A 25,468-nucleotide genomic window follows, 5' to 3' on the forward strand; every position below is an offset into this window, starting at 1 on the left:
CCGGCGACCTCGGGCAAGGGGGTGGATGCCGTCAGCCGGCCGTTCCGGCCTCCCGCGCGCGCTCGGGCGCATCGCCGCCGGGAGCGGCCGGGTCGAAGGCCCACGTGGGGGCGAGCGCGCGGATGCGGGCGGCCCGCCACTGCCAGACGCCCCACAGCACCGGCCACAGGGCGGCCGCGGCCGGGCCGCCGATGACGAGCCGGTCGCGCCAGAGGGTCTTCGTCGGGTCGCCGGGGGCGGGGGAGACGGCCATCTGGTGGTCCCAGATGTCGAGGCTCGCCAGCGGCCCGGTGAGGGGGATGCCGCTGTCGCGGAGGATCCGCACCTCGCCGTGGCGCTCGGGGACGAACCGCTCGCTCACGTGGATGAGCTGCGCCCCCAGCGGAACCGCGCCGCCGAACGACATGCGCACCGGCACGTCGGCGCCCGGCTCCAGCGTGACGGGCATGCTCGCGGCATCCATCGGCGCCAGATCCACGACCGGCCCGTACAGATCGGCGACCGCTCGGGGGGAGTGCAGCGCCCGCCAGGCGGCGTCGGCGTCGCAGTCGATGACCAGCTTCAGCAGAATGCGCATGGCCCCAGTGTGCCGTGCCGGCCGCCGGCTGTCGCGGGCGTGCGATCTCCCAGGCCCGCCTCGTAGGCTGGGGGGATGTCTGCGCACGCCCAGCCCTTCGACCAGCAGCGCTATCAGGTGCGCTTCGAGTGGGGTGCGGACGGCCTGGCGCGACTGGACCCGGCCGACATCGTGGTCGTCGTCGACGTGCTGCGCTTCTCCTCGGCGGTCGTCGACGAGCTCGACGCGGGTGAGCCCGTCGCGCTGGATGCCGCGGCGCACGCGGTCTCGCTCAACGGCGCGCTCGTCGCCGAGCGCGCGGCCGAGACCGGTGCGCTCGTCATGCTCGGCTGCCTGCGCAACGCCGCCGCCGTCGCCGACGCGGTACTCGCCGAACAGGCGCGCCGCGGTGCGCGCACGAGTGTGGCGGTCATCGCCGCGGGCGAGCGCTCGGGTCCGAACGCCGGGGCGGTCGTGCGTTTCGCGGTCGAGGACCAGCTCGGGGCGGGAGCGGTGATCGACGCGCTCGGCGGCCGCGGCATCGACCACACCTCGCCCGAGGCGGCGGCCGCCTGCGAGGCGTTCCGGGGGCTGCGCGGGGCCGTGCGGCACCTGCTCACCGCCGCGGGCTCCGGCCAGGAGCTGCTCGAGCGCGGTCTGCGCGACGAGGTGCTCGCGGCGGCCGAACTCGACGCGTCGACCTCGGTCCCGGTGCTGCGCGACGGGGTGTTCGTCAGCGCGGAGTCATCGCGGCGAGGCGGGTCGCGGGTGTGATCTCGCGGCGCGTCCAGGCGAAGGCGAACCGCTCGTCGAAGCGCGGCGCGCACTTCGCGCACGACATCGCGCGCCCCGGGCGACGGTGCCGGTAGGCGACGTGCCCTGACGGGCAGGTGCCCACCCACGGGGCGAGCTCGGTGGCCGTCTCGCCGTGGTGCGTGGTGCCGCCCACGTACCCGAGCTCGCGCGCGAGCGCCTTCCACCGCGGCCCGTGCCCGGCGCCCGCGCCGGCGAGCGCGTGGGCCACCTCGTGCAGCAGGGTCTGGTGGTTCGTGTCGTCGTCGTACCGGGCGGCGAGATAGCGCGAGACGCTGATGCGCCGGCGCGTGTAGTCGCACAGCCCGGCGCGGCGCTTCGCGTTGTCGAACGCGAATGTCCACGACGGGTCGAGGTGCAGCGAGATGAGAGCCTCCGCCCACCGGCGGACGTCACGGAGTTCCGACATGCCCGGAAAAGTAGAACAAACCTACGACATTCAGCTGGCGACGCTGGCCGACGCGCGGCGGCGGTCGGCGGCATCCACCGCCATCAGCGTCGATTCGAGCTGGTCGTCGGTCGCGCCGGACTCCTGGCGCAGGAACAGCGCGCGCTTGAAGTCGGCGCGCGCCGCGTCGAAGTCGCCGGCCTCGTACGAGGTCTTGCCGCGGTGCTGGTAGGCGAAGGCGGCGATGCTCGCCCAGCCCTGCCCCTCCGCCTCGTCGGCGCAGGTCGACAGCTCCTGCTCGGCGGCGGCGTACGCGCCGCGGAACTGCAGCACCGAGGCGTGCAGGATGCGCGCGCGCAGCAGATCCTTGCGGGTGCCGGCCATCCGGGCCACCCGCACGGACTGGTCCGAGAGCACGAGCGCCTCGTCGAGGCGGTCGAGCACCTTGAGCAGCCACACCCGCTCCAGCAGCGCCGGAAGGCTCCGCTGCTCGCCGATCTCGTCGAGGCGGTGCTCGCACTCGCGTGGCTCGACGATCTCTCGAAGGGTGTCGGGATCGTACCCGTGGATATAGCTCACCGTGACTCCCTTCGCCCGCGCCCCGACGGCTCGCCCCTCCAGTGTGCCCCGGCCCCTCGGAAGGTGTCGGCATGCCGCGCCGGGTGTCGCGTGCGAAGTCGGCCCCGGTCCGCCTCAGCGCTCGAAGACCGATGCCGCGGGCTTGGGGGATGCCGTCGCGTCGGCGTCCGTGGCCACCCGCGCTCCGCGTGCGAAGTCGTCGAGCTCTGCCCCCTGCGCCACCTTCGCCGGGTGCGGCCCCGCCGCCATGAGGCGCGGCAGCCACGTCGTCGGCAGCGGCGCGGAGGAGGCCGCGATCACGAGGTTGCCGAAGCGACGGCCCTTGAGCGTCTGCACCTCGGCGAGCACGATGACGTGCTCGAGCACGGCCCGCACCGTGGCGACCTGGCGTCGCGCGAAGGCGAGGCCCGCGCCGTCGGCGACGTTGACCAGCAGCACGCCCTCGGGGGCGAGCAGGCGCGCGCACGCCGTGTAGAACTCCACGGTGGTCAGGTGCGCGGGGGTCTGCGCGCCGGAGTAGACGTCCGAGACGAGCAGGTCGACCGTTCCCCTGAGCCCCGCGGGCAGCCGCCCCAGCACCTCGCGCGCGTCGCCGATGCGGGTGCGGATCGACGCGCCGCGCGGAAGGGGGAGGTTCTCCCGCACGAGGTCGACGAGCGCCTGCTCGATCTCCACGACCTGCTGGCGCGATCCCGGCCGCGTCGCCTCGACGTAGCGGGGGATGGTCATCGCCCCGGCCCCCAGGTGCACGGCGGTGAGGGGCTGTCGCGGAAGACGGAGTTGGTCGATCACGGCGCCCATCCTCGCCACGTACTCGAAATGCAGGTGGGTCGGATCGTCCAGGTCCACGTGGGACTGCGGCGTGCCTGCGACGTCGAGCTCCCAGCCGCCCGCGAACGACGAGGGCGCGATGCGCGCGATCGATCCGTCGGAGAGTCGGGCCTCGGGTCCGCCGGGCTCTCGGTGTGCGCGCGCCATGGTCTCCACGCTAGTCGGTTCGCCGAGATGGATGCCGCGACATCGCGCGATCTGCATAACGTGGCGCGTGCACAGTGAGCATTTCGACCGTTTCGCGACCTCCGGCGTCGCTGAAACACGATCGAGACAAAGGTGTAATCCTCCGGTCGCCCGCCCCCCGGTAGCGTCAACCCATCAGTCCCCCGAGCGGGACCGGCCGATGCCGGCCGGGTCCGGCATCCCACATGGAAGGTGCACAGCATGCTCCACACATCCGCACGGCGATGGGCCACCGGCGTGGCCGCCGTGGCCATCGGCGCGATGGCGCTCACCGCCTGCGCCAGCGAGCGCGGTTCGGACGACGCCGCCGACGGCGACGTCGACGGCACGTTCGTCTTCGGGTCCTCGTCGGACCCCGCCAGCCTCGACCCCGCGTTCGCGCAGGACGGCGAGACGTTCCGCGTCTCGCGCCAGATCTTCGAGGGCCTCGTCGGCACCGAGCCCGGCACCGCCGACCCGGCGCCGCTGCTGGCCGAGTCGTGGGACTCGTCGGAAGACGGCATGACCCACACCTTCCAGCTGAAGGAGGGCGTGGTCTTCCACGACGGCACGCCCTTCGACGCCGAGGCGGTCTGCGTCAACTTCGACCGCTGGTACAACTGGACGGGCCTGGCCGCCAGCGAGAGCCTCGGCTACTACTACAACAAGCTCTTCCGCGGCTACGCCGACACCCCCGACACCGCCGTCTACGAGTCCTGCTCGGCGGACAGCGACACCGAGGTCACGATCCAGCTCGCCCAGCCGTTCGCGGGGTTCATCCCGGCCCTGTCGCTGCCGGCGTTCTCGATGCAGAGCCCGACCGCGCTCGAGGAGTACGCCGCCGACGAGGTGGGCGGCACCGCCGAGGCGCCGACGCTGTCGGAGTACGCGATGGCGCACCCCTCCGGCACGGGCCCGTACATGTTCGAGTCCTGGTCGCCGGGTGAGGAGCTCACCCTCACCGCGTTCGAGGACTACTGGGGCGACCCCGGTCAGATCGACGAGATCATCTTCCGCCCGATCGGCGACCCGACCGCGCGCCGCCAGGCGCTGGAGTCCGGCTCGATCGACGGCTACGACCTCGTCGGCCCCGCCGACGCGGCGGCCCTGGAGGAGGACGGCTACACGATGGTGTCGCGTCCGCCCTTCACGATCCTCTACCTCGCCTTCAACCAGGCGGTGCCCGAGCTCGCCGACCCGACCGTGCGCGAGGCCCTCTCGTACGCGATCGACAAGGACGCGCTCATCGCCCAGGTGCTCCCGGAGGGCACCGAGAAGGCGACGCAGTTCATGCCCGACGTGGTCAACGGCTGGAACCCCGACGTCACCACGTACGAGTACGACCCCGAGCGGGCCATGGAGCTGCTGGCCGAGGCCGGCTTCGACGAGTCGAACCCGCTGACGCTGCAGTTCAACTACCCGGTCGACGTCTCCCGCCCCTACATGCCGGACCCCGAGCAGATCTACACCGTGCTCTCGACCCAGCTCTCCGAGGTCGGCGTCGTCACCGAGCCCGCCCCGAACGCCTGGAACCCGGACTACCTCGAGCGCATCACCGGAACCGCCGACCACGGCATCCACCTGCTCGGCTGGACCGGCGACTACAACGACACCGACAACTTCGTCGGCGTGTTCTTCGGCGCGCAGTCGTCGGAGTGGGGCTTCGACAACCCCGAGCTGTTCGCCGCCCTCTCCGAGGCGCGCGGCATCTCGAACCTCGAGGAGCAGACCGCGGCGTACGAGGAGATCAACGAGATGGTCGCCGAGTTCATCCCCGGTGTGCCGATCGCCCACCCGGCGCCGACCCTCGCGTTCGCCGAGCGCGTGGAGAGCTACCCGGCCAGCCCCGTCAACGACGAGGTGTTCTCGGAGATCGTGCTGACCGAGTAGTCTCGGCCGTTCACGTCCCCGGCGACGCGGGGCGAGGCATCTCCCTCGCCCCGCGTCGCCTCTCCGCCTCGAACACCCTCGGAGTCACCGCGTGCTGCGCACGATCGGCCGGAGAGTCCTTCTCCTCATCCCCACCCTGCTCGGGCTGAGCATCCTCCTGTTCCTGTGGGTGCGCGCCCTGCCCGGCGGCCCCGCCGTGGCCCTCCTCGGCGAGAAGGCCACGCCCGAGGCGGTGGAGAGGATCAACGAGCTCTACGGCTTCAACCGGCCCGTGCTGGAGCAGTACTTCACGTGGCTCGGGCGCCTGGCGATCGGCGACTTCGGGTCGTCGATCACGACCGGCCGCGAGGTGCTCGACGAGTTCCTGCGCCGCCTTCCCGCCACCATCGAGCTGTCGATGTTCGCCCTCGTGTTCGCCGTCGGCATCGGCATCCCGCTCGGCTACTGGGCCGCCCGCCGCCACGGCCGCTTCGCCGACCACTCGGCGGTCGCCCTCAGCCTCATCGGCATCACGATCCCGGTGTTCTTCCTCGCGTTCATCCTGAAGTACATCTTCGCCGTCGAACTGGGCTGGCTGCCCTCCGACGGCCGCCAGGATCCGCGCATCGACGCGACCCATCCCACCGGCTTCTACGTGCTCGACGGCATCCTCACCGGCGAGTTCGATGCGGCGTGGGACGCCTTCCTCCACCTGATCCTGCCGGGCATCGCCCTGGGGACCATCCCGCTCGCGATCATCGTGCGCATCACGCGGGCCTCGGTGCTCGAGGTGCAGAACGCCGACTACGTGCGCACCGGACGCGCGAAGGGCGTGTCCACCGGCGTGATCCGCAGCCGGTTCATCCTCCGCAACGCGATGCTCCCGGTCATCACCACGATCGGGTTGCAGACGGGTCTGCTGATCGCCGGGGCGGTGCTCACCGAGACGGTGTTCGCGTACCCGGGCGTCGGCTCGTTCATGGCCGAGGCCATCTTCCGCCGCGACTTCCCGGTGCTGCAGGGCTTCATCATCTTCATCGCGATCATCTACGCGTTCATCAACCTGTTCGTCGACGTCTCCTACAGCGTCATCGATCCGAGAGTGCGGGTGCAGTGATGACCAGCGTCCTTCCTCCCGCCCCGAGGGCGGTCCGGTCGACGACACGGCGATCGTCGACAAGGCGATGCTCGCCGCCTCCACCCGCGGCACCCGCGGCGGCTTCTGGCACGACACGTTCCAGCGCCTGGTCCGCAACCCGTCGGCGTGGATCGGCGCGGCGATCGTGTTCGTGTTCGTGCTCGTGGCGGTGTTCGCCCCGTGGCTCGCGCCGTATCCGGAGAACGCGCTGCCGGGCGCCCGGTTCATCACCCCCACGAACATCCCGGGGCCGGGCGAGATCCCCGAATTCCCCCTGGGTCTCGACCGCTTCGGCGGCGACGTGCTCTCCAAGCTCATCTGGGGCGCCCGAGCGTCACTGCTGGTCGGCGTCGTCTCCACCGCGTTCGGCCTCGTCGGCGGCATGCTGCTGGGGCTTCTCGCGGGCACCTTCGGCGGCTGGGTCGACAACGTCGTGATGCGCTTCGTCGACATCCTCCTGTCCGTGCCGAACCTCCTCCTGGCCGTCTCGATCGCCGCCCTGCTCGGCCAGAGCGAACTCGCGGTCATGATCGCCATCGGAGCCTCGCAGGTGCCGATCTTCGCGCGCCTCCTGCGCGCGTCGATGCTGCAGCAGCGGTCGGCCGACTACGTGCTCTCGGCGCAGACGCTGGGGCTCGGCCGCGGCACCATCACGATGAGCCACGTGCTGCCGAACTCGATCGGACCGGTGATCGTGCAGGGCACCCTGACCCTCGCCACCGCCGTGATCGATGCGGCCGCGCTGTCGTTCCTCGGCCTCGGCGGCGGACGCCCCGAGACCGCCGAGTGGGGCCGCATGCTCACGTACGCGCAGGCGGAGCTCGCGATCGCCCCCTGGCTGGCCTTCCTCCCGGGTCTGTGCATCACCCTCACGGCGCTCGGGTTCACCCTGTTCGGGGAGGCGCTGCGCGAGGCGATGGACCCCCGCACCCGCGCCCGCTGACGCACGGGAGACGGGCGGGGCGCGGGGCGATGCCCGCGGTCGGGGCGACGTCGGTGCGGCGACCCGCCGGTCAGACGGCGATGTCGAGCTCGTTGCCGGGGATCGACGCCAGCAGTCGCCGGGTGTAGGGGTCGCGCGGGTTGGTGAAGATCTCCTCGCTGGAGGCCGCTTCCACCAGCATCCCGTCCTTCATGACGCACACGTAGTCGCTGATGAGGCGCACGACGGCCAGGTCGTGGGAGATGAAGAGGTAGCTCAGGCCGTACTCGCGCTGCAGGTCGCCGAGCAGCGTCAGCACCTGGTCCTGCACGAGCACGTCGAGGGCTGACACGGGCTCGTCGCACACGATGAGGTCGGGGGAGAGCGCGAGCGCGCGGGCGATCGCGACGCGCTGGCGCTGGCCGCCGGAGAGCTCCGACGGGTAGCGGCGCAGCATGGTCTGGGGCAGGGCCACATCGTCGAGGAGCTGTCGCACGCGCGCGGCGCGCTGCTTCGCGTTCCCGCGCTTGTAGAAGTCGAGGGGCTCCGAGATGATCCGCTCGATCGTGAACATGGGGTTCAGCGACGAGTACGGGTCCTGGAAGATCGGCTGCACCCGCTGGCGGAAGTCGCGCAGGGCGCGGCCCTTGAGCGCCGCGACGTCCTGCCCGTCGAAGCGGATCGTGCCGGCCGTGGGTTCGACGACCTTCAGCATCATGCGTGCGGTCGTGGTCTTGCCCGATCCCGATTCGCCCACGATCGCGACGGTCTCCCCGCGCGGGATGGCGAAGGAGACGTCCTTGGCGGCGGCGAAGTCCTCCTTGCTGCCGCGCACCTTGTAGACCTTGGTGAGCCCTTCGACCTCGACGATGTTGTCGACCGGCTCCGCGGCGGGCGCCGGTGCGCTCTCCGAAGCGCTCTCCGGAGCGCTCTCCGCGACCGACGCGGGCGCGCCCTCTCGCGGGGTGATGTCGGGCGAGGGGATGCCGGGCGAGGCCGTGCGGAAAACCTCGGGCCGCAGGCGCGCGGCCGACACCGACGGCGCCGCGTTCACGAGCGACCGGGTGTACGCGTGCTGCGGGTCCTCGAGGATCTGCTGGGCGGGACCCTGTTCGACGATGAGGCCCCGGTGCATGACCACCACGCGCTCGGCCCGCTCGGCGGCCAGGCCCAGGTCGTGGGTGATGAGCATCACCGCCGTGCCGAGCTCGCCGGTCATGCGCCCGAGCTGGTCGAGGATCGTCTTCTGCACGGTGACGTCGAGGGCGCTGGTGGGCTCGTCGGCGATGAGCAGGCGCGGGTTGCAGGCCAGGCCGATCGCGATCAGGGCGCGCTGGCGCATGCCGCCGGAGAACTCGTGCGGATACTGCTTCGCGCGTTCCGCGGCGTTCGGAAGGCCCGCCGCCGCGAGCGTCTCGACCACGCGGCGGTCGACGTCCTTCTTGGTGGCCAGGCCGTGGGCCAGCAGCGTCTCGGCGACCTGCGTGCCGATCTTCGCGACCGGGTTGAGGTTCGACATCGGATCCTGCGGCACGAGGCCGATGGAGCCGCCGCGCACCGTGCGCATGAGCGACTCCGGAGCGCCCACCAGGTTCTGGCCCTCGAAGGTGATGCTGCCGCGCGTCACCCGGCCATTGCCGGGCAGCAGGCCGATGACGGCCATCGCCGTGGTCGACTTGCCCGAGCCCGACTCGCCCACGATGGCGAGCGTCTCCCCGGCGGCGAGGTCGAGGTCCACGCCCTCGACCGCCTTCACGGATCCCCCGACGGTGCGGAACTCGACGGCGACATCCCGCACCTGCAGCAGCGGCGAGCCGGCGACGGGGCGATCGGTGGTGCGTGGCATCCCCCCATCCTGCCTCCCGCCCGCCCGGGGCGCACCCGCCCCGGGCAGCCTTTACCCAGTCGTAACGCCCGGCGGTGGCGGCGCCCGCACGTGCAGAACTCCGGAAGAACCGCCGCGTGGGCGGCCGCACGGCCCCAGAACGGGGGAACCGGCCCGGATTTCCGGAGTTCTGCACACGCGGCCGGGCGGGCCGGCGGCCGGCGGGCGGCGGGCGGCGGGCGGCGGTACCGTGGGCGGATGGCCACGATCGACCTGAACGCCGACCTCGGCGAGACGGTGGGCGGCGTGCCGACTGCCGACGACGAGGCGATGTTCGCGGTGATCTCGAGCGCCAGCATCGCGTGCGGCGGCCACGCCGGCGACGCCGCCTCGATGCGCGCGGCCGCGGAGCGCGCGCGGCGGTTCGGCGTGTCCGTGGGGGCGCATCCGTCGTACGCCGATCCGGCCAACTTCGGGCGCATCGCCCGCGATCTGCCACCGGCGTCGCTGCGGGCGATGCTCGAGGTGCAGCTCCAGAGCCTCATCGCCGCCGGTGCCGACGTGCGCTACGTCAAGCCCCACGGGGCGCTGTACAACCGCATCGTGCACGACGCCGCGCAGGCCGACGCGGTCGCCGACGCGATCGCGTCCCTCGCGTCGCGGCTGGGCAGGCCGCTGCCGGTGCTGGGCCTGGGCGGCGCGATCGCGGCGGCGGCCGGCGACCGGGGGCTGCCGTTCGTGCGCGAGGCGTTCCTCGATCGCGGATACCTTCCCGACGGCACGCTCGTGCCGCGCTCGCGACCGGGTGCGCTCCTGGACGACCCCGACGCCGTCGCCGCGCGCGCGGTGCGGCTCGTGCGCGCCGGGACGGTGACGGCCGTCGACGGCTCCGAGGTGGAGGTGGATGCCGCGTCGCTGTGCGTCCACGGCGATTCCCCCGCCGCCGTCGCGATGGCCCGGGCGGTGCGCGCCGCGCTCGACGCGGCGGCGGTCGAGGTGCGCTCGCCGTGGTGACCGGTTCCGCGAGGGTGCGCGTGCTGCCGATGGGGCCGCGCGCTCTGCTGGTCGAGGTCGACGCGCTGGAGGCCGCCCTGGCGCTGCACCGGCGCCTGGCCGCCGCGCCCCCGCACGGGGTCGAGGAGCTCGTGCCGGCGGCGCGCACCGTGCTCGTGCGCATCGACCCGGCCCGCTGCGCGCCGGCGGCGGCGCGGGCGTGGATCCTCGCGGCCGGGTCGGGCGAGGCATCCCTTCCGCCCTCGTCGACGCGGGCCGTCGAGATCCCGGTCGTCTACGACGGCGCCGATCTCGTCGAGACGGCGCGGATGCTGGGGGTCGACGCCGACGAACTCGTGAACCGCCACCGCCGCGCCGCGTGGACGGTCGCCTTCACCGGATTCGCGCCCGGATTCGGCTACCTCGTGAGCGAGGACTGGCCGTTCGACGTGCCGCGCCTGGATGAGCCGCGCACGCGCGTTCCCGCGGGGTCGGTGGGGCTGGCGGGCGTCTTCAGCGGCGCGTACCCGCGCGACACGCCGGGCGGGTGGCGGCTCATCGGCACGACCGACGCGGTGCTGTTCGACCCCGCCGCCGACGACCCGGCGCTGCTGGCCCCGGGTGCGCGCGTGCGGTACGTGCCCGAGCGGGCGCGCGCCGTCGTCGGGGCGTTGCCGGAATCAGGTGATCCGCCGAGAACAGGCCACGCGGCGGGGAAGCAGCCTGTCTCCGGCGGATCACCTGATCTCGGCAAGGGCGAGGGAGTGGATGCCGGCGGCAAAGCTGCGCGAGAGGATGCCGGCGAGGCTACGGGAGTGGATCTCGGCAAGGGCGAGGGAGTGGATGCCGGCGGCGAGGGCACGGGAGTCGATGCCGTCGAGATCCAGGTCGTGGATGCCGATGCCGGCGGCATCCGGATCGTCGAGTCCGGGCTCCTGGCGACCCTGCAGGACCGCGGCCGCCCGGGTCGCGCGGCGCTCGGCGTCGCCCCCTCGGGCGCGCTCGACCGCGGCGCCCACGCGGCGGCGAACCGGCTGCTCGGCAACGCCCCCGACGCCGCCGCCATCGAGGTGACCATGGGGGCCTGCGCGCGGTCGCGGAAGCCGACCTGTGGTGCGCGGTGACCGGCGCGTGGGGCGCGGTGCGGCTGGCGGGCCGCGAGATCGACCCCTACACGGCCACGCGGTGGCCCGCGGGGGAGGAGTTGCACCTCGACTGGTTCGCCCACGGCGCGCGGGCCTACCTCGCCGTGCGCGGGGGCTTCGACGCGCCGACGGCGCTCGGCTCGCGCTCCGCCGACCGCCTCGCGCGCCTCGGGCCGCCCGCGCTCGCGGCCGGCGACCGGGTCGCCCTCGCGGGCGACATCACCGGACCCATCCCGGCGCTCGACATCGCGCCGTGGAGTGCGCCGCTCGACGACCTGCTCGAGGTCGAGCTGCTCCCGGGCCCGCGCGAGGACTGGTTCACCCCGCTCGCCCGTCGTGCGCTCTTCGACGCCGAGTGGACGGTGACCCGCGACGCCGACCGCGTCGGCATCCGCCTCGACGGGCCGGTGCTCGACCGCTCCCGAGGCGGGGAGCTGCCCAGCGAGGGCATGTCGCCCGGCGCCCTGCAGGTGCCGCCGCACGGCCGTCCGGTCGTGCTGCTGGCAGACGGCCCCGTGACCGGCGGCTATCCCGTGATCGCGGTGGCCACCGATGCCGCCCTCGACGCCCTCGCGCAGGTCCGGCCCGGCACGCGCGTGCGCTTCCGCCACGCCCGGCAGTCGGGCTGAGCCGCGGCATCCCCATCGCGCCCGGCGATCACCACCGGCGCAGCGCCGCGGCGACCCCGGCGTGCTCGGCCTCGGGGAGGGCCATGGCGACCGCCTCGGCCACGCTCAGCTGCGCACCGGCGGCCTCGCCCGCCGCGACGTTGGCGGGGTCGCGACCGCGCAGGATCTCCAGGTGCGGAGTGTGCACGGTGAACGCCTCGACGTCGAACACGCCGATGCGGTGGCGGATGCGGGCCGCCGCCGTCGCCAGCGCCGCGGCCCGCCACGCGTCGCCCCGGGCCGCGGCCACGGCGCACACCCCCTCGAGCCCGTAGGCCACGCCCTCGTCGAAGTGCAGCCGCACCGAGAGCACCAGGGTCTGGATGAACTCCGGCTCGGCGCGGGTGATCTCGCCGCGCAGGAAGTTCAGCCGTGCACGGAGGTTGCCGGCCACCGAGGTGGTGAACAGGTCGCCGCCGGCGGAGGCGACGTCGCTGGCGCGATCGAGGTGGGCCAGCGCGGTGTCGGTGTCGCCGCGCACCCACGCGAGGCGTCCGAGGGAGACCTCCGTGATCGCCTCGGCCCAGCCGTTGCCATGCGCACGCAGCTCCTGCACGGCCTCGTCGAGCTCGTCCTGTGCCTTCTGCACGTCGGCGCCGGCGAACTGCACGCGCGCGGTCGCCCGTGCCGCGAGCGCCATGGCGGAGGCATCCGCATCGCCCGCTTCGGCGAACAGGCGCACGCATTCGCCCAGGCCCGCCACGACCTGTTCGCTCGGCCGCTGCCACATCTCGCCCCACAGCGTGAAGAACCACGCGACGGCCCGCGTGTGGGCGGTGATCGGGTGCTCGTGCTGCTTCTCCAGCAGCTCCAGCATCCACAGCCGCACCTCCGCGAAGAAGCCCGAGATCCACCAGTAGATCAGCAGCGACCACGCGAACGCCCCCGCGTCGTCGAGGCGGTCGGTGTACACGAGGTGCCGCACCGCGGCGCGCAGGTTCGGCAGCTCCAGCCCGAGCTGGAACACCGCATCGACCTGGCCGCGGCCGCCGAGGCCCGGGGCGACCGATCGCACGAAGTCCACGTAGTAGTCGGCGTGCGCGGTGCGCACCGCCGCGGCATCCCCGCGCTCTTTGAGGCGCCCGAGCGCGTACTCGCGCACCGTCGCGAGCAGGGAGAACACCGCGCGGCCCTCGACGACCGTCTGGGTCACCAGCGACGCGTCGATGAGCGCCGCGAGCGACTCCATCGCATCGTCGTGCCAGGGGCGGCCGGCGCCGATCGCCTCGACGGCCTCGAGCGAGAACCGGGTGGCGAACACGCCCAGCGACTCGAGCAGGTCGCGCTGGTCGTCGGGCAGCAGCTCCACGCTCCACTCGATCGTGGCGCGCATCGTGCGATGCCGCTCGGGCAGGTCGCGCGCCGCGGCGGTGAGCAGGGGCAGACTCTGCTGCAGCCGCTCGGCGATCCCGCGCGGGGACAGCACCCGCACCTTCGCGGCGGCCAGCTCGATCCCCAGCGGCAGCCCCTCCAGTCGCCGGCAGATGTCGGCGAGGTCCTGCGCGTTGTCGGCGGTCACGTCGAAGTCGGGCTTGAACGCCCGGGCGCGGTCGACGAACAGCGCCACCGCGCCGGAGCGCACGGCGGGATCCAGGCTCGCCGGAAGCGTCTCGATCGGGGTGCTCAGCGGGCGCACCTCGTAGACGCGCTCGCCGCGCACGTGCAGCACGACCCGGCTGGTGACCAGGAAGCTCACGGTGGGCGAGCTGGTGTAGAGGCGCACGAGGATCGGCGCGGCATCCACGATCTGCTCGAAGTTGTCGAGCACGATCAGCACGCGCCGCCCCTCGAGCGCGCGCGAGATGCGCTCCTCCAGCGGCGCCTCGCCGTTGTCGCGGATGCCGAGGTAGTACGCGATCGTGGGCAGCAGCAGCCCCGACTCCAGCACGCCCTCCAAGGGGACGAAGTACACCTCGTCGGGGAACAGGTCGGATGCCGCGCGGGCGACCTCGATGGCCAGTCGGCTCTTGCCGATGCCGCCGGGGCCGATGAGGCTCACGATGCGGTCGGTGTGGGCGGCGAGGATCTCGCGGATGGCCGCGATGTCGGCATCCCGCCCGATGGTCGTCGTGTACGGGGCCGGCAGGCGCGAGGCGGGGGAGAGCGCGTCCGGCTCGTCCGCCTGCGCCGCGTCGGGTGCCGGGGGGATGCGGGACTCGTCGAACCGCTCGGCCAGCAGGGTCGCCAGATCGCCGACCACCTGCTCCTCGAGCTGGGCGGGATCGTGGAAGGGGAGGTACGCGGCGGTGTCGTCGTCGCGGATGCGCGAGATGAGCTCCTCGAGCCGCTCGTCGCGCGTGTCGACCGCCTTGATGTAGATGAGCTTGGGCATGTCGCGCGGGGCGAGGTTGTACTCGTCCTCCAGGCCGGAGACGTCCTCGTCGGGGGCGACCCAGCCGTAGCTGGCGCCGTAGATCCCCACGAACACGTCGCTCTGCGACAGATACGAGCGGTAGAGGGCGCGGGGCGGATGCGGGCGCGCGCCCAGTTCGAACATGACAGGCGCGAGGCGCAGCCGCTCCACCGCGGCGCGCACGGCCAGTCGCTCGTCGGCGAGCTCGCGCAGGGTCGAGCTCACGAACACCCGGATCCGCTGGTCGGGCGTGCGGATCACGGGTCCTGAGACCCCAGTCATGACCACATCATGGCCCGTCGGCCCCGGCGTGTGAATACACCGAGCCCGGGAAATCCGCGAAATCCCGGGCGTTCGCCCGGCGAAATCGCGGTTATACCGCAGCGGGACACCTTCGTCAAGAATCCGACTGGACACGGCGCGCCGCGAGGCGTATAGTAGGTGGTTGCGCTCTTGGATTCCCCCTGCCCTCATATGGTGGTCGGCTGTGCCTGCGCCCCCTCGTGCGATCTGCGAGGTGTGGTGCGCGGGCTTCGGGGATGACTGAGCACTCTACCTGACGACAAGGAAACGAGCCCCACACGGGCCCACGGAGGTAATCCCCTTGGCTGCTGCGCTCAACGCATCCACCACCACCCCCAAGAACGGACGCGGAGCTTCCCGCCTCTCGTTCGCCAAGATCTCCGACACGCTCACGGTCCCCGACCTGCTGGCGCTGCAGACCGAGTCCTTCGATTGGCTCGTCGGCAACGACACCTGGAAGGCCCGTGTCGCCGAGGCGCAGGCCACCGGCCGCACCGACGTGTCGACGGTCTCCGGCCTCGAGGAGATCTTCGAGGAGATCTCTCCCATCGAGGACCTGAGCGAGACGATGCAGCTCTCGTTCACGAACCCCTACCTCGAGCCCGAGAAGTACTCCATCGAGGAGTGCAAGGAGCGCGGCAAGACGTACGCCGCCCCGCTCTACGTCGAGGCCGAGTTCATGAACCACCAGACCGGTGAGATCAAGACCCAGACGGTCTTCATGGGCGACTTCCCGCTCCAGACCGACAAGGGCACGTTCATCATCAACGGCACCGAGCGCGTCGTCGTGTCGCAGCTCGTCCGTTCGCCTGGCGTCTACTTCGACAAGACCCCCGACAAGACCTCCGACAAGGACATCGTGTCGGCGCGCGTCATCCCCAGCCGCGGTGCGTGGCTCGAGTTCGAGATCGACAAGCGCGACCAGGTCGGCGTGCGCATCGACCGCAAGCGCAAGCAGTCGGTCACCGTCTTCCTCAAGGCCCTGGGCCTGAGCTCGGAGGACATCCTCAACGAGTTCGCCGGCTTCGAGTCGATCGAGGAGACGCTGTCCAAGGACACGATCCTCACCAAGGAAGACGCCCTCCGCGACATCTACCGCAAGCTCCGTCCGGGCGAGCAGGTCGCCGCCGAGGCCGCCCGCGCGCTGCTGGACAACTTCTACTTCAACCCGAAGCGCTACGACCTCGCCAAGGTCGGCCGCTACAAGATCAACCGCAAGCTCGGCCTCGACGCCCAGCTCAGCGAGTCGGTCCTCACGGTCGAAGACATCGTCGCGACGATCAAGTACCTGGTCCGCCTCCACCGCGGCGACGTCACCTTCGAGGGTGTGCGCGGCGGCGAGACCGTCGAGATCCGTCTCGACGTCGACGACATCGACAACTTCGGCAACCGTCGCATCCGCGCGGTGGGCGAGCTCATCCAGAACCAGGTCCGCACCGGTCTGTCGCGCATGGAGCGCGTCGTCCGCGAGCGCATGACCACCCAGGACATCGAGGCGATCACGCCGCAGACCCTGATCAACGTGCGCCCCGTCGTCGCCGCGATCAAGGAGTTCTTCGGAACCTCGCAGCTGTCGCAGTTCATGGACCAGAACAACCCGCTCGCGGGCCTGACCCACAAGCGCCGCCTCTCGGCGCTCGGCCCCGGCGGTCTGTCGCGTGAGCGCGCCGGCGTCGAGGTCCGTGACGTGCACCCGTCGCACTACGGCCGCATGTGCCCGATCGAGACGCCGGAAGGCCCGAACATCGGTCTGATCGGCTCGCTCGCGTCGTTCGCCCGGATCAACTCGTTCGGCTTCATCGAGACGCCGTACCGCAAGGTCGTCGCCGGCAAGGTCACCGACCAGATCGACTACCTCACCGCCTCCGAGGAGAGCGACTACATCGTCGCCCAGGCCGGTGTGGAGCTCAAGGCCGACGGCTCGTTCGCGCAGGACCGCGTGCTGGCCCGTCGCGGCCAGGGTGGCGAAGTCGACCTGTTCCCCGCCGACGAGATCGGCTACATGGACGTCTCGCCGCGCCAGATGGTGTCGGTGGCGACCTCGCTCATCCCGTTCCTCGAGCACGACGACGCCAACCGCGCCCTCATGGGTGCGAACATGCAGCGTCAGGCGGTGCCGCTGCTGCGCAGCGAGTCGCCCGTGGTCGGCACCGGTATGGAGGGCTACGCCGCGATCGACGCCGGTGACGTCGTCACCGCCGAGAAGTCGGGCGTCGTGCTCGAGGTCTCGGCCGACGTCGTGACCATCCAGCTCGACGAGGGCGGCACGCAGGACTACTTCCTGCGCAAGTTCGACCGCTCCAACCAGGGCACGTCGTACAACCAGCGCGTCATCGTCTCGGCGGGCGAGCGCATCGAGGCCGGCGAGGTCATCGCCGACGGCCCGGCGACGGAGGACGGCGAGCTCGCGCTCGGCAAAAACCTCCTCGTCGCGTTCATGACGTGGGAGGGCCACAACTTCGAGGACGCCATCATCCTCAGCCAGGACCTCGTCAAGGACGACACCCTCTCATCGATCCACATCGAGGAGTACGAGGTCGACGCCCGTGACACCAAGCTCGGCAAGGAGGAGATCACCCGCGACCTCCCCAACGTCAGCCCCGACCTGCTGAAGGACCTCGACGAGCGCGGCATCATCCGCATCGGCGCCGAGGTGCGTCCCGGCGACATCCTCGTCGGCAAGGTCACGCCCAAGGGCGAGACCGAGCTGTCGGCCGAGGAGCGACTGCTGCGCGCGATCTTCAACGAGAAGAGCCGCGAGGTCCGCGACACGTCGCTGAAGGTCCCCCACGGCGAGCAGGGCACGATCATCGCCGTCAAGGAGTTCAACGCCGAGGACGGCGACGACGAGCTCGGCTCGGGCGTCAACCGCCGCGTCGTGGTCTACATCGCCCAGAAGCGCAAGATCACCGAGGGCGACAAGCTCGCCGGCCGCCACGGCAACAAGGGCGTCATCGCGAAGATCCTCCCCGTCGAGGACATGCCCTTCCTCGCCGACGGCACGCCGGTCGACGTGATCCTCAACCCGCTCGGCATCCCGGGTCGAATGAACTTCGGCCAGGTGCTCGAGACCCACCTCGGCTGGGTCGCCAAGCAGGGCTGGAAGGTCGAGGGCAACCCCGAGTGGGCCGTGCGCCTGCCCGAGGGCGCCCGGGAGGCCGCGCCCGGCACGAAGGTCGCCACCCCGGTGTTCGACGGTGCCTTCGAGGAGGAGATCGCGGGTCTGCTCGACTCGACGCTGCCCACCCGCGACGGTGAGCGCCTCATCGACTCGAGCGGCAAGACGCGCCTGTACGACGGCCGCTCCGGCGAGCCGTTCCCGGCACCGATCTCGGTCGGCTACATGTACATCCTGAAGCTGCACCACCTCGTGGACGACAAGATCCACGCGCGCTCGACGGGTCCCTACTCGATGATCACCCAGCAGCCGCTCGGTGGTAAGGCGCAGTTCGGCGGCCAGCGCTTCGGTGAGATGGAGGTGTGGGCCCTCGAGGCCTACGGCGCCGCGTACGCGCTCCAGGAGCTCCTCACGATCAAGTCCGACGACATCCTCGGCCGCGTCAAGGTCTACGAGGCGATCGTCAAGGGCGAGAACATCCAGGAGCCCGGCATCCCCGAGTCGTTCAAGGTCCTCATGAAGGAGATGCAGTCGCTCTGCCTGAACGTCGAGGTGCTCTCGGCCGACGGCACGGCGGTGAACCTCCGCGACACCGATGACGACGCCTTCCGCGCAGCGGAGGAGCTCGGCATCAACATCTCCACCCGGTTCGAGTCGTCGTCGATCGACGAGATCTGAATCTCGATACGCCCGCCGCGCGGGCTACTCGATCACCGGCTGAATCAAAAGTTTTAGAACACAGGAGAACTAGTGCTCGACGCAACAACCTTCGATGAGCTTCGCATCGGCCTTGCGACCGCCGACGACATCCGCCGTTGGTCCTACGGCGAGGTCAAGAAGCCCGAGACCATCAACTACCGCACGCTCAAGCCCGAGAAGGACGGCCTCTTCGGCGAGCAGATCTTCGGGCCCTCCCGCGACTGGGAGTGCGCCTGCGGAAAGTACAAGCGCGTCCGCTTCAAGGGCATCGTGTGCGAGCGCTGCGGCGTGGAGGTCACCAAGTCCTCCGTCCGCCGCGAGCGCATGGGCCACATCGAGCTGGCGGCGCCCGTCACCCACATCTGGTACTTCAAGGGCGTGCCCTCGCGCCTCGGGTACCTGCTCGACATGGCGCCGAAGGACCTCGAGAAGGTCATCTACTTCGCCGCGTACATGGTCATCTCGGTCGACGAGGATGCCCGCCACCGCGACCTCGCGACGCAGGAGAACAACATCCGCCTCGAGCTGAAGACGCTCGCGGACCGGCGTGACTCGCGCATCGCGACCCGCCTCCAGAAGCTGGAGGAGGAGCTCGCGGCGCTCGAGGAGGAGGGTGCCAAGGCCGACCAGAAGAAGAAGGTCAAGGACGCCGCCGAGAAGGAGATGGCGCAGATCCGCAAGAACGCGGACGACTCCATCGCCAAGCTCGAGCGCGTGTGGGAGGACTTCCGCACCCTCGAGGTGGGCGCCCTGAAGGGCGAGGACGAGATCTTCCACGAGCTCCAGGACCGCTTCGGACAGTACTTCGAGGCCTACATGGGCGCCGAGTCGATCCAGCGCCGCCTGGCCGCGTTCGACCTGGCCGCCGAGGCCGAGAGCCTGCACCTGCAGATCGCCGAGGGCAAGGGCCAGCGCAAGATCCGCGCGATCAAGCGCCTGAAGGTCGTCAACTCGTTCCTGCAGACGGGCATGAGCCCGGCCGCGATGGTGCTCGACGTCGTTCCGGTGATCCCGCCGGAGCTGCGTCCGATGGTGCAGCTCGACGGTGGCCGCTTCGCGACCTCCGACCTCAACGACCTGTACCGCCGCGTCATCAACCGCAACAACCGCCTCCGTCGCCTGATCGACCTCGGCGCCCCCGAGATCATCGTCAACAACGAGAAGCGCATGCTGCAGGAGGCCGTCGACGCGCTGTTCGACAACGGCCGCCGCGGTCGTCCCGTCACGGGCACCGGCAACCGCGCCCTGAAGTCCCTCAGCGACATGCTGAAGGGAAAGCAGGGTCGGTTCCGCCAGAACCTGCTCGGAAAGCGCGTGGACTACTCGGGCCGTTCGGTCATCATCGTGGGCCCGCAGCTCAAGCTCCACCAGTGCGGTCTGCCCAAGCAGATGGCGCTCGAGCTGTTCAAGCCGTTCGTGATCAAGCGTCTGATCGACCTCGGTCACTCGCAGAACATCAAGGCGGCCAAGCGCGCCGTCGAGCGCACCCGCCCCGAGGTGTGGGACGTGCTCGAGGAGATCATCCGCGAGCGTCCGGTGCTCCTCAACCGCGCGCCCACGCTGCACCGCCTCGGCATCCAGGCCTTCGAGCCGCAGCTCGTCGAGGGCAAGGCCATCCAGCTGCACCCGCTCGTGTGCGCCGCCTTCAACGCGGACTTCGACGGTGACCAGATGGCCGTGCACCTGCCGCTGTCGGTCGAGGCCCAGGCCGAGGCCCGCATCCTGATGCTGGCGTCGAACAACATCCTGAAGCCGTCGGACGGCCGTCCGGTGACCCTGCCCTCGCAGGACATGATCATCGGCCTCCACCACCTGACCACGGTCAAGGAGGGCGCCGTCGGCGAGGGTCGCGTGTTCGGCTCGGTCTCGGAGGCGATCCTCGCCAAGGACGAGGGCACCCTCGACCTGCAGGCCAAGGTCCGCATCCGCGTCCCCGGTCTCACCTTCCTCGAGGGTGAGGCTCCGGAGGGCTACGAGCGCCACGGTCTGCTGGATGCCTCGCTCGGCCAGGCGATCTTCAACGACACCCTTCCCAAGGGCTACCCGTTCGTGCGCGAGCAGGCAGACAAGGGCAAGCTGTCGCAGATCGTCAACAAGCTCGCCGAGGAGTACCCGAAGGTGGAGGTCGCCGCTTCGCTCGACCGCATCAAGGACGCCGGCTTCTACTGGGCCACCCGCTCGGGTGTCACGGTGGCGCTGAGCGACATCCTCACGCCGCCGAGCAAGAAGGAGATCGTCGCCAAGCACGAGAAGGCCGCGGCGAAGGCCCAGGCGCAGTTCGAGAAGGGTCTCACCACCGACGCCGAGCGTCGTCAGGAGCTCATCAAGATCTGGACCGAGGCCACCGACGAGGTCCAGAAGGCGATGCGCGACCACTTCCCGGCCGACAACACCATCAACCGCATGGTCTCGTCGGGCGCCCGTGGTAACTGGCTGCAGATCCGCAACATCGCGGGTATGCGAGGCCTGGTGAACAACCCGAAGGGTGAGATCATCCCCCGTCCGATCATCTCCTCGTACCGCGAGGGTCTGTCGGTGGCGGAGTACTTCATCGCGACGCACGGTGCCCGAAAGGGTCTGGCCGACACGGCCCTCCGTACCGCCGACTCGGGCTACCTGACCCGACGCCTGGTGGACGTCTCGCAGGATGTCATCATCCGCGAGGAGGACTGCGCCACGACCAAGGGCCTCGAGTTCACCATCGCCGCGCCGGGCGCCGACGGCACCCTGCGTCGCGACGACAACGTCGAGAACTCGGTGTTCGCCCGTACGCTGGCCGCCGATGTGGTGGATGCCGCGGGCACCGTGGTCGCCGAGGCCGGCGACGACGTGGGCGACGTGCTCATCGACCGCCTCGTCGAGGTGGGCATCGAGACCATCAAGGTCCGCTCGGTGCTCACGTGCGACTCGGCCGTCGGCGTCTGCGCGAAGTGCTACGGCCGTTCGCTCGCGACCGGCAAGATCGTCGACATCGGCGAGGCCGTGGGCATCATCGCCGCCCAGTCGATCGGTGAGCCCGGCACGCAGCTGACGATGCGCACCTTCCACACCGGTGGTTCGGCGTCGGCCGACGACATCACGCAGGGTCTTCCCCGCGTGCAGGAGCTCTTCGAGGCCCGCACCCCCAAGGGCGCGTCGCCGATCGCCGAGGCCGATGGCCGCATCACGATCGAAGAGACCGACAAGTCGAAGAAGGTCATCCTCACGCCCGACAACGGCGACGAGCCGCACGTCTACCCCGTGCTCAAGCGCGCGACGCTGCTGGTCGAGGACGGCCAGCACGTCGAGGTGGGCCAGCCTCTCCAGGTCGGCACGCTCGACCCCAAGGAGGTCATGCGCGTGCAGGGTGCCCGCGAGGTGCAGAAGTACCTCGTCGGCGGCGTGCAGGGCGTGTACCGCTCGCAGGGTGTGCCGATCCACGACAAGCACATCGAGGTCATCGTGCGTCAGATGCTGCGCAAGGTCACCGTGGTCGACCACGCTGACACCACGCTGCTTCCGGGTGAGCTCGTCGACCTCAAGCGCTACCAGGCGATCAACCGCGAGGCCGTGGCCGAGGGCAAGCGCCCCGCGTCGGGCCGTCCGGAGCTGATGGGTATCACGAAGGCGTCGCTCGCGACGGAGTCGTGGCTGTCGGCCGCGTCGTTCCAGGAGACCACCCGCGTTCTCACGCAGGCGGCCATGGAGGGCAAGAGCGACCCGCTCGTCGGCCTCAAGGAGAACGTCATCATCGGAAAGCTCATCCCCGCCGGAACCGGACTCACCAAGTACCGGAACGTCACGGTCGAGGCGACGGAGGAGGCCAAGAGCGAGCGGTACCCCAACCGCATCTTCGCCTCGGACGGCGCGTACAGCGACGCCGACCTGAGCTACGTCGACTTCGACAGCTTCACCACCGACACGTTCGGCACGGAGTACAACTGACATCCGTCACCTGAAGGGGTCCCGGCATCGCGCCGGGGCCCCTTCGGCGTTCCCGGGGTGCCGCGCCGCGGCATCCGTCGACGGCGACGTACCGTTGTCGGGGAGGCTCCGATGGCGCGTACGGGCGGACGCAGTGTGTGGATCGCGGTTCCCGCGACCCTGCTGTGCTTCGCCGTGGTCGGGGCTCTGGTGTGGCTCGCCGTGCCGATGGTTCCCGTCGTCATCACGTGGGCCGGCGACACTCTGCGGGGGGCGACCGAGCGGGCGCAGCGCGAGACCGAGGTGCAGCCGGCCGTGCAGGCGATCGACGACGGCGCGATCGACTGCCGCAGCCTCTACCCCGACGGCCTGTGGTCCGAGCTGCTGTGGACCCCCGGCATCCTGCTCACCCAGAATGCGGCGCCGCCGGCGACGGTCGAGGCCGCGCTCGTCGACGCGCTCGCTCCGGAAGTGATCGTCACGTGCGCGTGGGTGCGCACCGAGCCCGGCTCGGTCATCACGACCCTGGCGCGGGTGGACGCGGACGCGCGTCCGATCGCGGAGGCCGCCCTGCGCGCCGACGGGTTCGCGTGCGCGGCCGACGGGGAGGCCCTCCGGTGCGGGCGCGAGCGCGGGCGCGCGGCTGAGGAGCACGTGTTCCGCGACGACCTGTGGCTCGCGAACGTCGGGACCGCGTGGATGCCGGAGGATTACACCGCCCGCTTGGAGAAGACCCTGTGGGGATGAACCGCGGCTAGCCGAAGATCGACGCGATCACGGCCGACGTGTAGCCGGTGGGCGCGAGGTTCGAGTACTGCGTGTCGATGAGGATGTCGTCGCGCCAGAACAGGGTGCGCCCGTCGGTGACAGGGTACGTCTCGTTCTCCCACGTCTTCTCGCAGCGCGTGCCGTCGTCGGGGGTGTAGCAGGTGAAGTCCTCTTCGTCGGCGAGGTCGTTCATGAGGTCGAGCGCCGGGCCGCGGGACATGCGGCTGATCGTGGTGGTCAGCCCCGTCGTGTCTGCGGCGGGGTCCGCCCACACGCACACGAGACTGCCGTCCGCGAGCGCCCCCGACTCCCCGAACGCGGGGTCGTTGAGGGGCACCTCCTCCAGCTGCGCGAGCACGTCGTCGGTGAGGATCGCGCGGCAGTCGGTCGGAATGCGCGCCGCGACCGGCGTCGCCGACGGATCGGCGCTGCGGGTGGCGATCGGCTCCGGCGTGCTCTCGGGCGTCGCCGAGGCCGACGGCGGCGCGGTCTCGGCGTCGGGCGCGCACGCCGACAGCGCACCCAGCGCGACGACGAGCGGGAGGAGGAGGGATGCCGCGCGCCGCGTCGCGCGTGCGGGTCGGTAACGCATGACGACACCGTAGCCCGCGCCGCACACCTCGGCGCGCCTCGGCACGCCTGCGCGGTGTGCGCGGACGCTCGGGTTACCCTCGCCAGTGCGGGGGGCCGCCCCTGCGTGAGGAGCGCATTCCGATGAGTGACCCCAAGTCGACTTACGGCGACCCCGTCGACGAGCCCCGCGAGACGGACGACGTGGTGGGCCGCGCCAACGAGGGACTCGCCGACGCCGAGGCCGCCGGTCGCGATGCGGTCGGCGAGCCCGCCGCCGCTCCGGCCGCGCAGACCGCTCCGGCCGACACATCTGCTTCCGCCCCGGCGGACGAATCGGCGCCCGCGGAGGAGCCCGCGCCCGCGGACGAGCCGGCGCCGGCGCCGGAGGCCGCCTCCGCGGAGGACGCCCCCGCAGAGGCCGAGCCCGCCGTCGACGAGGCGGACTTCGACGATCCCGTCTTCACCGATCCCGCGTACCGCGAACCCGCGGCATCCACCGCGCCCACGACCCCCGCCGAGTCGGAGGCCGCACCGGAGGCCGAGGTCACGACGACGCCGCCCGCCGCGCAGACCGACGACGCGCCCACCGTCGCGTACGGCGCCGCCGGCGCCGGTGCGGCCGCCGCGGCCGCACCGACCCTCACCCCAGCGAACCGGCGGCCGAGGCCCCGTTCGGCGGGCAGCCGATCTTCGTGCAGGCGCCCGAGGCGCCGCGTCCGCGCGGCAACCGCGCCGCGGCCGGGGCTATCGGCCTGCTCGCGGCGCTGGCGTTCGCGGTGCTCTACCTCGCGACGTGGCTCGCCGTCGGCGCGATCGACGGCGACGTCACCGCGGGTGACGTCGGCACCGCGGCGCTCGAGGCGCTGGCCACGTGGGCGCTGTGGGTGCCCGTCGTGGTGTTCTTCCTCGCGTTCTGGCTGCTGGGGGCCATCATCAACCGCGGCCGCTGGGGCGCGTGGGTGATCCTCGGCGTGCTGGTCGGCGCCGCGGCGTACGGCGGCCACCTGCTGGGGCAGCTGTTCCAGGCGCCGTTCTGGACCCTCACGGCCTCGCAGGGAGCGGAGCTGGTGGAGAGCCAGCTGCTGGCGCCGCTGGCGATCGCCGCGTTCTTCTTCGCCCGCGAGCTCACCATCTGGTTCGGCGCCTGGGCCGCCGCGCGCGGCAAGCGCGTCACCGAGCTGAACCTCGAGGCTCAGCGCGAGTACGAGCGCACGCTCGAGGCGGGACCGCAGCTGTACCGTCAGTAGAGTCCGGTCGGCACAGGTGCGAGGGTGAGCTCGGAACCCGGAGACCCCGGCTCGACGGACGCCGGGGGAGGCCCGGTGCGACCGGGCGTGGCGCTCGCGCTCGCGACGATCTCCTTCGTCACGCTGGTGATCTTCGGGTTCGGGATGCTGAGCCTGGCCGCCGATGTCGATGTCATCGCTGTGCCCGGGCTCGGCCAGGTGCCCGGGATCGTGGCCACCACGGCGGCCACGATCGCCTTCGCCGGGTCGCTGTGGCCGATCGTGCGCCGCCCGCAGCCGTCGTACGGAGGGTCGGCGATCACGGCCCTCGCCGGCTTCCTCGCCTATGTGATCGGCCTGTGGGTGGCCGCCGTCGCGGGCGGCGCCGACCTGGCGCGGGCCGGGGCGGCTGCGGCGGGGTTCGCCACCTCCGGGTTCGCCCTGGTGCTCGCCGGGGCGGGGCTGGTGGCAGGCTGGGGCGGCATCGCACTGGTGCGCACCCGCGCGCGCCGCCCGCGCTGGCCGTGGGAGGACGAGTTCGACCAGTAGCGGCGGGCGCGGCATCCACTCGGAATCCTCGATGTATCGGGGGAATGTCCGGACAGACGTGCACCTGCGGCGCTACCGTGGAGA

18 protein-coding genes and 1 pseudogene are annotated in these 25,468 nt (G+C 71.4%); 11 read left to right on the forward strand and 8 right to left on the reverse strand.

Annotation, left to right across the window (positions count from 1 at the left end):
• Positions 1–31: 31 nt before the first annotated feature.
• Positions 32–577, reverse strand: coding sequence for a hypothetical protein (locus HQM25_RS02915; RefSeq protein WP_172988888.1), 546 nt, complete (start codon positions 575–577; stop codon positions 32–34).
• A 75-nt stretch (positions 578–652) separates the two neighbouring features.
• Between HQM25_RS02915 and HQM25_RS02920 the strand changes: the two genes are divergently transcribed.
• Positions 653–1,330, forward strand: coding sequence for a 2-phosphosulfolactate phosphatase (locus HQM25_RS02920; protein ID WP_172988889.1), 678 nt, complete (start codon positions 653–655; stop codon positions 1,328–1,330).
• Here the strand turns inward: HQM25_RS02920 and HQM25_RS02925 are convergent.
• From HQM25_RS02925 to HQM25_RS02935, 3 genes are all read right to left on the reverse strand, one after another.
• On the reverse strand, positions 1,290–1,778 hold the full coding sequence (locus HQM25_RS02925) for a SprT-like domain-containing protein (RefSeq protein ID WP_172988890.1): 489 nt from the start codon (positions 1,776–1,778) through the stop codon (positions 1,290–1,292). The two genes, HQM25_RS02920 and HQM25_RS02925, sit on opposite strands and share 41 nt — an antisense overlap.
• Positions 1,779–1,808: 30 nt before the next feature.
• Positions 1,809–2,336 (reverse strand): hypothetical protein, encoded by a 528-nt coding sequence (locus HQM25_RS02930; protein WP_172988891.1) that lies wholly within the window; start codon positions 2,334–2,336, stop codon positions 1,809–1,811.
• A gap of 114 nt (positions 2,337–2,450) precedes the next feature.
• Positions 2,451–3,314 (reverse strand): spermidine synthase, encoded by an 864-nt coding sequence (locus HQM25_RS02935; RefSeq protein WP_172988892.1) that lies wholly within the window; start codon positions 3,312–3,314, stop codon positions 2,451–2,453.
• Between the two features lie 240 nt (positions 3,315–3,554).
• Here HQM25_RS02935 and HQM25_RS02940 point away from each other — a divergent pair, with 240 nt between their 5' ends.
• From HQM25_RS02940 to HQM25_RS02950, 3 genes are all read left to right on the forward strand, one after another.
• Positions 3,555–5,222 carry an ABC transporter substrate-binding protein gene (locus tag HQM25_RS02940; RefSeq protein ID WP_172988893.1) on the forward strand — a complete coding sequence of 556 codons (1,668 nt, stop codon included), beginning with the start codon at positions 3,555–3,557 and terminating at the stop codon, positions 5,220–5,222.
• A gap of 91 nt (positions 5,223–5,313) precedes the next feature.
• Positions 5,314–6,318 (forward strand): ABC transporter permease, encoded by a 1,005-nt coding sequence (locus tag HQM25_RS02945; protein WP_172988894.1) that lies wholly within the window; start codon positions 5,314–5,316, stop codon positions 6,316–6,318.
• 67 nt (positions 6,319–6,385) lie between these two features.
• On the forward strand, positions 6,386–7,282 hold the full coding sequence (locus tag HQM25_RS02950) for an ABC transporter permease (RefSeq protein ID WP_172988895.1): 897 nt from the start codon (positions 6,386–6,388) through the stop codon (positions 7,280–7,282).
• A gap of 70 nt (positions 7,283–7,352) precedes the next feature.
• On the opposite strand, the gene HQM25_RS02955 is transcribed toward HQM25_RS02950, so the two are convergent.
• Positions 7,353–9,107, reverse strand: coding sequence for a dipeptide ABC transporter ATP-binding protein (locus HQM25_RS02955; RefSeq protein ID WP_172988896.1), 1,755 nt, complete (start codon positions 9,105–9,107; stop codon positions 7,353–7,355).
• Between the two features lie 237 nt (positions 9,108–9,344).
• Here HQM25_RS02955 and HQM25_RS02960 point away from each other — a divergent pair, with 237 nt between their 5' ends.
• On the forward strand, positions 9,345–10,100 hold the full coding sequence (locus tag HQM25_RS02960; protein WP_172988897.1) for a 5-oxoprolinase subunit PxpA: 756 nt from the start codon (positions 9,345–9,347) through the stop codon (positions 10,098–10,100).
• Positions 10,101–10,129: 29 nt separating this feature from the next.
• A pseudogene (locus HQM25_RS02965) lies at positions 10,130–11,853 on the forward strand (5-oxoprolinase/urea amidolyase family protein).
• A gap of 28 nt (positions 11,854–11,881) precedes the next feature.
• Here the strand turns inward: HQM25_RS02965 and HQM25_RS02970 are convergent.
• The gene (locus tag HQM25_RS02970; protein ID WP_172988898.1) at positions 11,882–14,527 is read right to left on the reverse strand and encodes a DUF4062 domain-containing protein; all 2,646 of its coding nucleotides are present in this window, start codon (positions 14,525–14,527) and stop codon (positions 11,882–11,884) included.
• 322 nt (positions 14,528–14,849) lie between these two features.
• Here HQM25_RS02970 and rpoB point away from each other — a divergent pair, with 322 nt between their 5' ends.
• From rpoB to HQM25_RS02985, 3 genes are all read left to right on the forward strand, one after another.
• The gene (gene rpoB, locus HQM25_RS02975) at positions 14,850–18,344 is read left to right on the forward strand and encodes a DNA-directed RNA polymerase subunit beta (protein ID WP_172988899.1); all 3,495 of its coding nucleotides are present in this window, start codon (positions 14,850–14,852) and stop codon (positions 18,342–18,344) included.
• A gap of 72 nt (positions 18,345–18,416) precedes the next feature.
• On the forward strand, positions 18,417–22,289 hold the full coding sequence (gene rpoC, locus HQM25_RS02980; protein WP_172988900.1) for a DNA-directed RNA polymerase subunit beta': 3,873 nt from the start codon (positions 18,417–18,419) through the stop codon (positions 22,287–22,289).
• Between the two features lie 111 nt (positions 22,290–22,400).
• Complete coding sequence (locus tag HQM25_RS02985) at positions 22,401–23,015, forward strand: hypothetical protein (protein ID WP_172988901.1); 615 nt, start codon at positions 22,401–22,403, stop codon at positions 23,013–23,015.
• Positions 23,016–23,022: 7 nt separating this feature from the next.
• On the opposite strand, the gene HQM25_RS02990 is transcribed toward HQM25_RS02985, so the two are convergent.
• Entirely contained in the window at positions 23,023–23,628 is a 606-nt protein-coding gene (locus tag HQM25_RS02990; protein WP_172988902.1) for a hypothetical protein, read from the reverse strand.
• A 142-nt stretch (positions 23,629–23,770) separates the two neighbouring features.
• A complete protein-coding gene (locus tag HQM25_RS02995) occupies positions 23,771–24,253 on the reverse strand; it encodes a hypothetical protein (RefSeq protein ID WP_172988903.1) in 483 nt (160 codons plus the stop codon).
• Between the two features lie 48 nt (positions 24,254–24,301).
• Between HQM25_RS02995 and HQM25_RS03000 the strand changes: the two genes are divergently transcribed.
• Positions 24,302–24,856: a hypothetical protein gene (locus HQM25_RS03000; protein WP_254359524.1), complete on the forward strand. Its 555-nt coding sequence runs from the start codon at positions 24,302–24,304 to the stop codon at positions 24,854–24,856.
• A gap of 24 nt (positions 24,857–24,880) precedes the next feature.
• Positions 24,881–25,384, forward strand: coding sequence for a hypothetical protein (locus HQM25_RS03005; RefSeq protein ID WP_254359526.1), 504 nt, complete (start codon positions 24,881–24,883; stop codon positions 25,382–25,384).
• Positions 25,385–25,468 lie beyond the last annotated feature (84 nt).

Origin of the sequence: Microbacterium hominis (genome assembly GCF_013282805.1) — a bacterium.
Lineage (GTDB): Bacteria > Actinomycetota > Actinomycetes > Actinomycetales > Microbacteriaceae > Microbacterium > Microbacterium hominis_B.

Excerpts from the sequence above, each read along its gene's own strand:
- HQM25_RS02915 (WP_172988888.1), bottom strand. The coding sequence starts at position 577 with ATGCGCATTCTGCTGAAGCTGGTCATCGACTGCGACGCCGACGCCGCC.
- HQM25_RS02920 (WP_172988889.1), top strand. The coding sequence starts at position 653 with ATGTCTGCGCACGCCCAGCCCTTCGACCAGCAGCGCTATCAGGTGCGC.
- HQM25_RS02925 (WP_172988890.1), bottom strand. The coding sequence starts at position 1,778 with ATGTCGGAACTCCGTGACGTCCGCCGGTGGGCGGAGGCTCTCATCTCG.
- HQM25_RS02935 (WP_172988892.1), bottom strand. The coding sequence starts at position 3,314 with ATGGCGCGCGCACACCGAGAGCCCGGCGGACCCGAGGCCCGACTCTCC.
- HQM25_RS02940 (WP_172988893.1), top strand. The coding sequence starts at position 3,555 with ATGCTCCACACATCCGCACGGCGATGGGCCACCGGCGTGGCCGCCGTG.
- HQM25_RS02950 (WP_172988895.1), top strand. The coding sequence starts at position 6,386 with ATGCTCGCCGCCTCCACCCGCGGCACCCGCGGCGGCTTCTGGCACGAC.
- HQM25_RS02955 (WP_172988896.1), bottom strand. The coding sequence starts at position 9,107 with ATGCCACGCACCACCGATCGCCCCGTCGCCGGCTCGCCGCTGCTGCAG.
- HQM25_RS02960 (WP_172988897.1), top strand. The coding sequence starts at position 9,345 with ATGGCCACGATCGACCTGAACGCCGACCTCGGCGAGACGGTGGGCGGC.
- HQM25_RS02970 (WP_172988898.1), bottom strand. The coding sequence starts at position 14,527 with ATGACTGGGGTCTCAGGACCCGTGATCCGCACGCCCGACCAGCGGATC.
- HQM25_RS02985 (WP_172988901.1), top strand. The coding sequence starts at position 22,401 with ATGGCGCGTACGGGCGGACGCAGTGTGTGGATCGCGGTTCCCGCGACC.
- HQM25_RS02990 (WP_172988902.1), bottom strand. The coding sequence starts at position 23,628 with ATGCGTTACCGACCCGCACGCGCGACGCGGCGCGCGGCATCCCTCCTC.